General features: G+C 70.2%; 10 protein-coding genes. 1 reads left to right on the top strand and 9 read right to left on the bottom strand.

Translation table 11 applies throughout. The annotated features are described in order from the left end of the window. Window positions 1–73: 73 nt before the first annotated feature. From ACBY01_RS10230 to ACBY01_RS10270, 9 genes are all read right to left on the bottom strand, one after another. The gene (locus ACBY01_RS10230; protein ID WP_416460723.1) at window positions 74–1651 is read right to left on the bottom strand and encodes a carboxylesterase/lipase family protein; all 1578 of its coding nucleotides are present in this window, start codon (window positions 1649–1651) and stop codon (window positions 74–76) included. Further along, entirely contained in the window at window positions 1614–2621 is a 1008-nt protein-coding gene (locus ACBY01_RS10235; protein ID WP_416460724.1) for a sugar kinase, read from the bottom strand. The genes ACBY01_RS10230 and ACBY01_RS10235 overlap by 38 nt, the downstream gene beginning before the upstream one ends. 102 nt (window positions 2622–2723) lie before the next feature. Beyond that, a complete protein-coding gene (kduD, locus tag ACBY01_RS10240; RefSeq protein ID WP_416460725.1) occupies window positions 2724–3479 on the bottom strand; it encodes a 2-dehydro-3-deoxy-D-gluconate 5-dehydrogenase KduD in 756 nt (251 codons plus the stop codon). Window positions 3480–3615: 136 nt separating this feature from the next. Beyond that, complete coding sequence (kduI, locus tag ACBY01_RS10245) at window positions 3616–4458, bottom strand: 5-dehydro-4-deoxy-D-glucuronate isomerase (protein ID WP_416460726.1); 843 nt, start codon at window positions 4456–4458, stop codon at window positions 3616–3618. A 241-nt stretch (window positions 4459–4699) separates the two neighbouring features. Continuing rightward, complete coding sequence (locus ACBY01_RS10250) at window positions 4700–5857, bottom strand: Gfo/Idh/MocA family protein (RefSeq protein ID WP_416460727.1); 1158 nt, start codon at window positions 5855–5857, stop codon at window positions 4700–4702. Window positions 5858–5871: 14 nt separating this feature from the next. Beyond that, window positions 5872–7134, bottom strand: a complete 1263-nt coding sequence (locus ACBY01_RS10255) for a Gfo/Idh/MocA family protein (protein ID WP_416460728.1) — start codon at window positions 7132–7134, stop codon at window positions 5872–5874. Further along, complete coding sequence (locus tag ACBY01_RS10260) at window positions 7131–7991, bottom strand: FAD:protein FMN transferase (RefSeq protein WP_416460729.1); 861 nt, start codon at window positions 7989–7991, stop codon at window positions 7131–7133. The genes ACBY01_RS10255 and ACBY01_RS10260 overlap by 4 nt, the downstream gene beginning before the upstream one ends. Beyond that, window positions 7988–9301: a Gfo/Idh/MocA family protein gene (locus tag ACBY01_RS10265; RefSeq protein WP_416460730.1), complete on the bottom strand. Its 1314-nt coding sequence runs from the start codon at window positions 9299–9301 to the stop codon at window positions 7988–7990. Before ACBY01_RS10265 ends, ACBY01_RS10260 begins: the two co-directional genes overlap by 4 nt. Beyond that, window positions 9301–10680, bottom strand: coding sequence for a 3-keto-disaccharide hydrolase (locus tag ACBY01_RS10270; RefSeq protein WP_416460732.1), 1380 nt, complete (start codon window positions 10678–10680; stop codon window positions 9301–9303). The genes ACBY01_RS10265 and ACBY01_RS10270 overlap by 1 nt, the downstream gene beginning before the upstream one ends. Window positions 10681–10900: 220 nt before the next feature. Between ACBY01_RS10270 and ACBY01_RS10275 the strand changes: the two genes are divergently transcribed. After that, window positions 10901–11647, top strand: a complete 747-nt coding sequence (locus tag ACBY01_RS10275) for a FadR/GntR family transcriptional regulator (protein WP_416460733.1) — start codon at window positions 10901–10903, stop codon at window positions 11645–11647. Window positions 11648–11763 lie beyond the last annotated feature (116 nt).

Genomic DNA, 11763 nt, shown 5'->3' on the forward strand with positions numbered 1-11763 from the left:
TTTAAGTAACCGGTGTCAGGAGCATGCGGCGGATTGCAACCGGTGTCAACGCCCGACGCGGCGAAGAAAAGATTCAGCTGCCGGGCTGGATATAGGGGACGCGGGCGAACAATTCGCGCTGCCAGCGGCGGGGGTCGTCTTCGACGTGCGAGCGGACGTCGAAGATCATGGTGCTGCGGTTCGCAAGCGCATAGCGCGGCCAGTGCGGCAGCCCGCGGTGGTTGGGATCGCCGGTCTTGGCGAAGGCGACGAAGCTCTCCTGCATCGCGGCCGAGGCGGCGCGCGCGTCCGCCCCGGTGCCGGTCTGCGACCCCTCCGCATCGAGCGTGCCGAACACCAGCGGGATGTCCATCGTGTGGAAGGCGCCACGCCGGGGATCGGTGCGCGAGCCGAAGTCGAGCTGGTAGACCCAGCCCGGCGCCCCTGCCCTGGCGCGCTCCTCCGCCTCGATCACCTGGCCGCGCCAGCTGCGGCCGGCGGTGGTCGCGCCGTAGAACACCTGCGTCGGCGTCCAGTCCGGGAAATGCGCGCGGTACTGCGCCACCACCCATTCGGGCAAAATGTCGATGCGCAGTTCGGGCGCGATGCGATCGGCGAGATTGTCCCAGCTGAGCCCCTGCACCTTGACGCTGTCGGGGCTCAGAAAGGCGCGCGTCTCGTCATGGGTGTTGCCGAGCAGCATCGGGATGGCGAGGCCCTGCGGGTTGGCGTCGGGCCAGAAGGGGTGGCGGGTCAGCCACTTCATGTCGAGCACGGGACCGAAATAGACCCCGCCGCCCAAGATCGGATCGACCGCGTCGAGCGCCGCCACCAGCCGCTCGGTCGGCATCGCCAGCAGCGGTTCGAGGTTCGTCTCCGACACGCCCAGCCGCGCGAGATAGGCGCGGGTGCGCGCGGTGGCGTTGAGCGGGCCGGAGGCGGTGACCTGCTGGCCGCTCATGGTCGCGGCGCGGTGGAACAGCCCCTTGGCGGCCGGCATCCCCATCATCGTCGCGATCTTGGCGCCGCCGCCCGACTGGCCGAACACCATCACCTGAGCCGGATCGCCGCCGAACGCGGCGATGTTGTCGCGCACCCATTGCAGCGCGAGGATCAGGTCGAGCTGGCCGAGGTTGCCGCTGTCGGGGAAGCGCGGATCGAGCCGCGCGAGATAGAGATAGCCAAACGCGTTGAGGCGGTGGTTGACCGTCACCACCACCACGTCGCCGCGCGCGGCGAGCGCGTGGCCGTCGTTCATCGGATCGGTGACGCTGCCCCCCGAATAGGCGCCACCGTGGATGTAGAGCATCACCGGCTTCTTCGCCGCGGGGCGCGCATCGGCGGTCCAGACGTTGAGGAACAGGCAGTCCTCCGACTGCGGCTCGTCGCCCTGATGCTTCTGCGGGCAGATCGGGCCGAAGCGCTGCGCCGGCACCGTCCGGCCGGGGGTGGCGACCGCCACCGGGGCGCGGAAGCGCTCGGCGCGGCCGTAGCGGATGCCCTTGAAGCTGGTGACGCCGCGCTCGGCGACGCCGGCGAAATCGCCCGCCGGCGCCCGGACCGTGCCCGACCCTGCGGCGAAGGCGGGCCGCGCGGCGGCGAGCGCGAACCCGCCCGCGACCACCGCCCGCCGGCTAACGCCGGACGTCGAATCCTCCTTCGAAAAAGCCATCGATATCTCCTTGGCCGAACAGGCTGGCGTCGCCCGGCAGCGAATGCTTGAGCGCGGTGAGCGCGAGGCCGGTGCGGGCCACCGTCTCCAGATCGAGGTCGCGGCGCAGGCCGTGGAGGATGCCGCTGGCGAAGGCGTCGCCCGCGCCGATCCGGTCGACGATGCCGGTGATCGTCGCTTCCTCGGTCTGGAACCCGCGCTCGCGGGTGTCGATCCGCGCCGACACGCGGTTGCGGTCGGCATCGTCGGCGTGGCGCGCGGTGGAGGCGATGACGCGCAGCTTGGGGAAGTGCACGAACGCCGCCTCCGCCGCCTCGCGCCGCCGCTCCGGCCCGTCGCCGCCGAAGGTTTCGCCCAGCAGCAGCGATACGTCGCGGTGGTTGCCGAACAGCACGTCGGCATGGCCGATCAGCGTCGTCAGCGTCTCGCGCGGCGAACTGTCCCACGCCTCCCAGAGTTTCGCGCGATAGTTGCCGTCGAACGAGATCGGCACGCCCGCCCGCGTCGCCGCCTCGACCGCAGCGATCGCCGCGGCGGTGCCGTTGGGGCCGAGCGCGGGGGTGATGCCCGACAGGTGGAAACGGTCGGCGCCGGCGAGGAGCGCGTCCCAGTCCCAGGTCTCGACCGGCGCCTCGGCGAAGGCGGAATGCGCACGGTCGTAGAGCACGTCGGTCGGGCGGAAGCCCGCGCCGGTAGTGGCGAAGTAGAAGCCCATGCGGCCGGGCATCCGGCGGATGCCGCGCGTGTCGACGCCGTGGCCGCGCAACGCGGTCACCGCCGCCTCGCCAAGGCCGTTGGCCGGCACGGCGCTCACGATCGCCGCGTCGTGACCGAGCCGGGCGAGCTGGGTCGCGACGTTCGCCTCGGCGCCTGCCACCCACACGTCGAGCCGCGGCGTCTGCAGCAGCAGTTCGCGTCCCGGCGGCGACATCCGCAGCATGATCTCGCCGAACGCTACGAAACGACCCATTCCTCTGTCTCCGTTCGTTGCCCCGGATGCGGGCGTGCCCCAGGCCGCGTCGTGCTTGGCTCTGGATGCCGGATCAAGTCCGGCATGACGGACGTGGTGGGGTCAGCGCGCCAGCCAGCCGCCGTCGACCGCCAGGATATGCCCCTGGACATAGTCGGCGGCCGCCGAGGCGAGGAACACCGCCGCGCCGCCCAGGTCGCTCGGGCTGCCCCAGCGGCCGGCGGGGATGCGGTCGACGATCGCCTTGTTGCGGGTCTCGTCGGTCTGCAACGCCGCGGTGTTGTTGGTGGCGATATAGCCCGGCGCGATCGCGTTGACGTTGACGCCCTGGGTCGCCCATTCGTTCGCCAGCAGCTTGGTAAGCCCGCCGATGCCGGACTTGGACGCGGTGTAGCTCGGCACGCGGATGCCGCCCTGGAAGGTGAGCATCGACGCGATGTTGACGATCTTGCCGCCGCCATTCGCAATCATGTGACGGCCGGCCGCCTGGCAGAGGAAGAACACCGACTTGAGGTTGGTGTCGACCACCGCGTCCCAATCCTCCTCGGTGAAGTCGACGGCGTCGGCGCGGCGAATGATGCCGGCGTTGTTGACCAGGATGTCGAGGCCACCGAGCTTTTCGACCGTCTCGTCCACCACCCGGCCGACCGGCTCGATGGTCGAGAGATCGGCAGAGACGATCTCCGCGCGGCGGCCGAGCGCGCGCGCCTTGGCGACGGTGTCCTCGGCCGGGGTGCGGCCCACGGCGGCGATGTCCGCGCCGGCCTCCGCCAAGGCCAGCGCGATCGCCTGGCCGATGCCGGTGTTGGCGCCGGTGACGACCGCCACCTTGCCGGAAAGATCGAAGGGGTTGGTCATCGCGAATCCGTTCGTGGTGAGGGGAGGCTGAGCGCAGAAGGCCCGTATCGAGCCACCGTCCTTCGATATGCCGCTTCGACACGCTCAGCGGCACTCAGGACGAACTGGGAGAGGGACAGCCCCTCTCCCCCCAGCGTTACGCCAGCTGGCAGATGTCCAGCACGTTCATGTCGGTATAGTCCTGGTTCTCGCCGGCCATCGCCCAGATGAAGGCATAGGCCTTGGTGCCGGCGCCCATGTGGATCGACCAGGGCGGGGAGATCACGACTTCCTCGTTGGCGGTGACGATGTGGCGCATCGCCTCACCCTCGCCCATGAAGTGCATGACGCGATCGGTGTCGGGATTGTCGAGCTCGAAATAGCAGTAGATCTCGCTGCGACGCTCGTGGATGTGCGGGGGCATGGTGTTCCACACGCTGCCCGGCTTGAGCACGGTCAGCCCCATCACCAGCTGCGCGCTGTCGCACACGCCAGGAATGACGAGCTGATAGATGGTGCGCTCGTTCGATTCCTCCAGGCTGCCGCGCTCGAGCGCCTTGGCGTCGGCGATGCCGAGCTTGCGGGTCTGGAACCCCTTATGGGCGGGGCAGGAGGCGAGATAGTAGCGCGCGCCCTCGCCTTCGAACACGACCTCCTTGGCGCCCATCGTCACATAGAGGCAGTCCTTGTTGCCGAGCGTGAAGGCCTCGCCGTCGACGGTGACTTTGCCCTCGGTCTTGCCGATGTTGACCACCGCCAGTTCGCGACGCTCGAGGAAGGGATGGCCGGCGGCCGACGCGGGCTCGATCTGGTCGGGGAGCTTGACCGGCTGCGCACCCGGCGCGACGCCGCCGATCACGAAGCGGTCGGCATGGGTGTAGTTGAGCACGCACTCGCCGGTGCGGAACAGCCCCTGGATCAGATAGCGGTCGCGCAGTTCCTCGTTGGAGACGCACTCCATCATGTCGGGATGGGTGGCGTAATAGGTGCGGTCGAACATGGTGGCTCCTCTCGGGATCTCAGGCCGCGCGGGCGGCGGGATGGCGGGGCGACAAGAGCGCGGATGCACGGCGCAAACCCTGGCGCCGAAGGCGAATCAACGGGGCGACGCTACGCGCCGCTCCCTCGCCTCCGATGATGGCTGGCCTAGTCACTGCATCCCTCCTCGCCTCTTGCGGGCGTACCGCACGGTAAGCGGTGTCAGCAGGCGGCGCAACCGTGCTTCGCCGGGAAGAACGTCTTCAGGTGGCGCGAGCCGGCGTCGCGCGCGCGCTCGCGGTCAGCACCAGCTCGGCGGCGAGCAGCGCGCCTTCCTGGTCCTGCGCGACCGAGGTGCGCTCGACCAGGTCGGTGATGAACTGCGGCCCGAACGGCAGCGGCACCTTCGAACAGTCGAGATAGCGCGTGCCCTTGCGGTCGGAGATGAAGAGGTGGTTGCCGCCCGGACGGCCCGCGAGGTCGACGTATTTGCGCAGCTCGATGAACCCCTCGGTACCGAGAATGAAGAGCCGGCCGTCGCCCCAGGTCGGCAGCCCGTCCGGGGTGAACCAGTCGACGCGCACGTAGCCGGTGCCGCCGTCGCCGTTGAGCAGCATGTCGCCGAAGTCCTGGAACTGCGGGCGATCGGGGTGGCCGAAATTGCCGGTCTGGGAGGCGACGACCTGCGCACGCTTGCTGCCGGTCAGGTAGAGGAACTGGTCGGCCTGATGGCTGCCGACGTCGGTGAGAATGCCGCCGTTGCGCGCCACGTCCCAGAACCATGCCGGGCGTGATGGGGCGGACAGCCGGTGCGGGGCGAGGTTGACCGTCTGGATTACGCGGCCGATCGCGCCGTCGTGGACCAGTTGCCCGGCCATCACCGCCGCGGGCACCTCCAGCCGCTCGGAATACATGATCCCGAACTTGCGCCCGGTCTCCTTGATGGCCTGACGCACCTCGGCGAGCTGGGCGAGGCTGACGACCGCGGCCTTGTCGCTCAGATAGTCCTTGCCCGCCCGCATCACCCGGATGCCGAGCGGCGCGCGCAGGCTGGGAACGGCGGCGCTGCACACCAGCTTGATCGCGCGGTTCTCGAGGATCTCCTCCTCCGAGCGCGCCAAGGGCACGCCGGGATAGCGCTTGCGGAACATCGCGATCTGCTGCGGATCGCGCGCATAGAAGCTCGTCAGCACGCCGCCGCCGCGGATCATCGCGTCGGTCATGCCGTAGATGTGGTTGTGATCCATGCCGATCACGGCGAAGGGCAGCCGGTATTTGGCGTCGGGCGCCGGCCGCGCCGGTGCGCCTTCGGTGGGCGCGTCGCCGCGCGTCGTGGACTGGGCGAGCGCGTCGGCGGCGAAGCCGGCCATGCCCGCGGCCAGCCCCATCCCCAGGATCGCGCGTCGGTTGGTGTCGGTCACGGATCTTCCCCTCTTCAGATTTCGACCAGGTCCTTGGGCCAGCGCATCGCCTCGCCGCGGTCCATCGCCTGCTCGCCCAAGAGCGAGGCGACGCTGGCCCAATAGGCCTGGCGCAGCAGCCCCGGGATCGGCGTGCCGCTGCGCACCGATTCGCCGAACGCCTCGAACTGGAGCATCGTCTCGTCATACTCGCCCCAGCCGAGCGACTCGCCGGGGGTGGTGACCGGAAGCTCGGGGAACCACGTCGCGCCGCCGATCGGGACGGTGCGCTTGTGCCCGCGCTGGACGTCCTGCTTCATCCGCTCGAGCGCGAGCGCCTTGGGCGGCACCTCGGCATAGATGCGCCCCAGCTCCGGCTCGATCGTTCCCGTGCTCCCCTGGATCTGCTCCTCGCACCCGTAGCGCGCGTTGTTGAGCAGCGAGGTATACACGAATTTGCGGCCGCCCGAATATTCGTAGACCAGCGCGACATGGTCGTAGACCTCGCGTCCGTCCTTCCAGAAGCAAATGCTGCCCGACCCGATCACCCGCTCCGGCACGCCGTCGAGGAACCAGTTGCCGACCTGGAGCTGGTGGGTCGCCAGCTCGGTCATCAGCCCGGCCGAGCTTTCGCGGTAGAGCCGCCAGTTGATTTTGCGCTCCAGGTCCCTGCCGGGCGGGACCTTGCGGCGCCAGCTGTTGTTGCGGTGCCAGCTCGCGCGGATCTGGGTGATGGTGCCGATGTCGCCCGCCTTCACCCGCTTCAGCGCGTTGAGATAGGTCGGGTGGAACATGCGCTGGTGACCGATCTGCAGCAGCTTGCGGCTGCTCTGCGCGCGCTTCACCATCGCGCCGCAGTCGGCGATGGTGCGCGCCATCGCCTTTTCGCACCAGACGTGCAGCCCGGCGTCGAAACCGTCGAAGCTGTGGCGCGCGTGGAAGTTGAGCGGCGTCGCCACCACCACCGCATCGAGCCCGCCCGCGTCGAGCATCGCACGATGATCGGTGAACGCCGGCACGGTCGCCGCGACCAGCGCGCGGCCCTTCGCCAGGTTGGGCGCATAGTTGTCGCACACCGCCGCGACGGTGCAGTTGCGGGTCTTGGCGATGTTCTGGATCAGGGCGCGGCCGCGGTCGCCGGTGCCGATCACCCCCAGCCGGAGGCGATCGCCCGGCTTCGGGTCCGCCCCCGCCGCGAACGCCGCCCACGGCGCCGCCGCCGCCACACCCGTCGCTGCGGTAGCGGCCAGCACGCGATCGAGGAACGATCGCCGCGTCAGGTCGAAATCCTGGGTCATTGCACCTGCATCCTGTTCGAAGAGGGAGACGCCGCCGACGGGCGCGCGAAGCAAAAGCGGAGGCGGCGGTCAGGCGCACCAGCGCGCAGCCGGTCGGCGCGCTCGACATCGGCGACGAGCAGCGCGGTGCTCATCGCCTCGGCCCGCGCGCCGGTGCGCTCGACCGCTACGGTGCAGCAGGCGCCGGTGACGATCGCGCCGTCGCTCGGGCGGATCATCGCGGCGCGCTCCGGCGCATCGACGCCCGCGCCGACGGTCGCCGAGATCGACAGCGACTGGTCGAGCAGCTCGAGCTCGACGAGGCTGCGCTCCGGCGCCAGCGGATGCGGCACCGCGAACGGCCAGCCGCCGCCGAGCGGATGCTCGCCGACCACCGCGAGCGAGCTCTCGCCCGCCGACAGGCATGCCGAGGTGACGCCCGCCGCCCGCAGCGCCGCGCCGGCGCGATCGAGCGCGAAGCCCTTGCCGAACCCGCCGAAATCCAGCGCGAGCGGGCGCGAGGCCTCCAGCCATGCGCCGTCGGGATCGAAGGCGATCGCGCCCCAGGTCGCGCCGGTGCCGCGGTCTGCGGCGGGATCGAACAGCCCCAGCGTCCGCCGGTGCGCCGCCGCAACCTCGACCAGCGCATCGAACAGCAGCGGATCGTCGATCGCGGCGCGGCGCCCGGCGAGCAGCTGCGCGTTGAGCATGGTGACGGGCGAGCGGCGGTGGATGGTCAGCGCGTCGTCGACCGCCGCCACCGCGCGGCGTGCCTGCGCCAGCGCATCGTCCGCACCCGGGCCGAAGCGGTGCAGCTCGACCCGGGTCCCCATCGCCGCAAACCGCTCGACCTTCGCCCGTACCGGCGCGAGGGTCAAGCCTTGATCTCCCATCCGGGCTCGTAGGCGACCGACCACAGCTTGCGCGCTTCGGCGCTCGTCGGCTTGCCGGTGGCGGGGTCGATCGTCAGCAGCTCGCCGGTGCGGTAGGCCATGTTGCCGAGGTGGCAGAGCGTGGTGCTGACATGCCCCTCGGCGATCGGCGAAGCGAGCGCCTTCGCCCGGCCGCGGATCACGTCGACGAAGTTGCCGGCGTGGTAGACGTCGAGCGCCCCCTCGCCCACCGTGCCGGTCGTCTCCGAGCTGGCCGGCGCCGCAACGGTGCGGATCGACTTGCCGGCGAGGTCGTACAGCTCGAAGCCGTTGCGATCGACCACCGCCGATCCCTTGGTGCCGAGCAGCAGCACCCCGCGCCCGCGGCCGTAGCGCGGCATGCCGTTGCAGCTGTTGCCGTCCCAGCGGATCGTCCGATCGCCGTCGTAGACGAGGTCGAGCGCGAGCGAGTCGTACATCTCCCAATCGTCGCCCTGATAGAAGCGCCGCGCGCCGCGGGCGGACACCTTGTTCGGGTAGCGCAGCCCCATCAGCCAGCGCGCGACGTCGAGCTCGTGCATGGCGTTGTTGCAGATCTCGCCAGTGCCGTACTTCCAGAACCAGTGCCAGTTGTAGGGCACGAGGTTGGAGCGATAGGGCCCGCGCGGGCGCGGCCCCTGCCACAGATCCCAGTCGAGGTTCGGCGGCGGCGGGACTTCGCGGCCGCGACCGATCGACCCGCGGTTGTTGGCGTACCAGGTCTGTGCCTCGTAGATGTCGCCCAGCTCGCCCGCGCGGATCAGTTCGGCGAGCTGTTGGGTCTCGCGGCTCGACCGCTGCTGGTTGCCGACCTGAAGCTGGCGGCCGGTGCGCGCCTGCACCGCGACCAGCGCCTCGCCCTCGGCCGGGGCGATGCCGATCGGCTTTTCGAGATAGACGTGGCGGCCGGCATCCATCGCATCGCAGCCGAGCTTGGCATGCCAGTGATCGGGGGTCGCCACGGTGACGATGTCGACGTCCTTGCGATCGAGCAGCCGGCGATAGTCGCGCTCGGTCCGGGGCGCCGGATTGCGGCGGGCGGCGAACTCGGCTGCGCGCTTGGCGAGCACCTGCGAATCGACGTCGACGAAATCGGTGACGGCAACGTTGGGCAGCTTGGAAAAGGCGCTCATGTGCGCCTGGCCGCGGCCGTTCACCCCGACCACCGCCACGCGCAGCCGGTCGTTGGCGCCCTTGATCCGCGCATAGCTGCGCGCGCTCATCGCCAGCCCGAGCGTCGCGCCCGCGCCCCCCAACATCGTGCGACGGTCCAGCATTACTTTTCCCCCTTCAGTTCGCGCAGCTTGATCGAGCGGAAGTCGACACGGTCGCCGTGATCCTGAAGCAGGATCGGGCTTTGCATCGCCTCGCCGAAGCCGGGATTGCCGGCATATTTGCTTTGCGCCACGAGCGCGCGGAATCCCGGCTTGCCGCGCTCGTATTCGACCAGCTTGAAGCCGTTGAGCCAATGCTCGACATGGGCGCCGCGGACGATCAGCCGCGCGCGGTTCCACTCGCCGGGAGGATTGACCCGCTTGCCCGGGCTCGCCGGGTCGGACAGGTTGCGCGCGGGGATCAGGTCGTAGAGCGACCCCAAGGTGCGGTTGCCGTGGCGGCCCATCTTGGCATCGGGATGGCGCGCGTCGTCGAGCAGCTGATATTCCAGGCCCAGCGCGGTGCCGGCCTTCAGCTTGGCGGGATCGAGCGCGTATTTGATGCCGCTGTTGGCGCCCGGCGTCAGGCGGAAATCGACCGACAGCTCGAAATCGCGATAGTCGCGCGTCGTCACCAGATCACCGCCGCCACCGGTGACCGAGAGCACGCCGTCGGCGATCGTCCACCCCTTCGGAACGCCCGCTGCCTGGACGCCGCGCCAGCCGGCGGTGGTGCGACCGTCCCACAGCAGCCGCCAGCCGGCGCTGCGCTCGGCGTCGCTCAGCCGGTTGCTCAGCCAGCCCTGCTGCTCGATCGCCGTCGCGGGCAGCGCGTAGCGCGCCGGGTTCTCGGTGAGGATGCGGACGTTGCGGAAGCGCACCTCGGGCTGGCGGCTCGCGTCGGGAATGGCGTGGACCTGGAAGGCGAGGAAACCACGCGCGTCGGTGTCGTCGACGACGTCGGCGGCGGGCACGCCGTTGACCCAGGTGCGCAGCCGCGGGCCGATCGCCTCGACCCGATAGTGGTTCCAGTCGCCCGACCGGAAGGCGCGCCGCGCCGCGTCGTTGCGGCCGAGCGTGTAGAGCCACTGGCGCCGCTGCTCGTCGTAGATGCCGCCGCTCCAGCCGCGCGGCGACGGGTCGATCTCGGCCTGGTAGCCGTGGACGACGCCGTTGCGATAGTCGGGGCGGCTCTGGCCGCGGATCATCACGCCGGAGTTGAGCGACGGATCGGTCTTGGCATCGAATTCGAGGATGAAATCGCCGTAGCGGGCGTCGGACACCAGCCAGCTGTTCTCCGACCCCGGCGCGGCGCGGCCGACCAGTTCGCCTTCCTGCACCTCGAAGCGCGCCTGCCCGCCGTTGCGATGCCAGCCGGCCAGCACGTCGCGCGGGGTGAGGTCCTGCCAGGGCTCCGCCTGCTGCGCGGGTGCGGCAAGCGGCGGGGCGGCGCCCGCCAGCGGCAGCGACGCGAACACCAGAAATGCGATCCGCCAGACCATGGCGCTTCTCCTCATCCCGGAGCGCGGCAGCGGCCGCGCCAGCCTGTCGCCGGTCCGTGCCGGTCGATCCTTGTCCCCAGCCATAAAATCTGGTCGGGCCACATGCAAGTGCCTGTCAGACATTGCGCTTCGCATTTCCCGGGCAGGGTTGACGGCGGCGCGGACAAGGCGAAGGAGAGGCAAGGCGGGGCGGCCCTGCAGGATCGAGACGAGGAAGCGCATGCGAGCGGCGGACGGCGGTGGCAAACTCTACAGCAGGATCGCGCAGGCCATCATCACCGACATCGCCAACGGCGTGTATCCGGTGGGCACGCGGCTCCCCGCCGAGCGCGACCTGACCGAGCGGTTCCAGGTCAGCCGCCCGACCGTGCGCGAGGCGATGATCGCGCTGGAGATGCAGGGGCTGGTCGAGGCGCGCAAGGGATCGGGCGTGTTCGTGCTCGCCTCCTCCACGGTGGAGGTCGACGAGGCGCTCGACATCGGCGCGTTCGAGATCACCGAGGCGCGCCGACTGCTGGAAGGCGAAGTCGCCGCGGTCGCCGCGACCGAGATCACCGAGGCGCAGCTTGCCGAACTGCGTGGGCTGCTCGCGCGGATGGACGCGGACGACACCAGCATCGCCGAGGACGCCGACCGCCGCTTCCACATCGCGATCGCCGAAGCGACGGGCAATGCGGTGATCATTTCGGCCGTCACCGACTTCTGGGACATGCGCTTCCGCTCGCCACTCGCGCGCGAGGTGCTGCTCAAGGCCGGCAGCCTGGGTACGGAGAACCGCCTCGCCGAACACGGCCGTATCCTGAACGCGCTGGAAGCGCGGTCGCCGGTGGATGCGCGCAACGCGATGCGCGACCACCTCGCCCGCGTGATCGACCACCTGCTCGACGTCACCGAGACCGAAGCCGTCGAGCGCGCCCGCGCCGAAACCGACCAGCGCCGCCGCGCCCTCGCCCGCCGCTCGGTCTGAACCGACGGGTAGTCGGGCTCTTCCCTCGGGCTGACCACTCCCCTTTTCGTAAATAACTCTCGGGCGCTCGTGGCGACACGGGCGTGCGATGTCGCACGTCCTGCGCACCCGGCCTG

The sequence above is a fragment of the Sphingomonas mangrovi genome (assembly GCF_047975845.1).
Taxonomy (GTDB): Bacteria; Pseudomonadota; Alphaproteobacteria; order Sphingomonadales; family Sphingomonadaceae; genus Sphingomonas.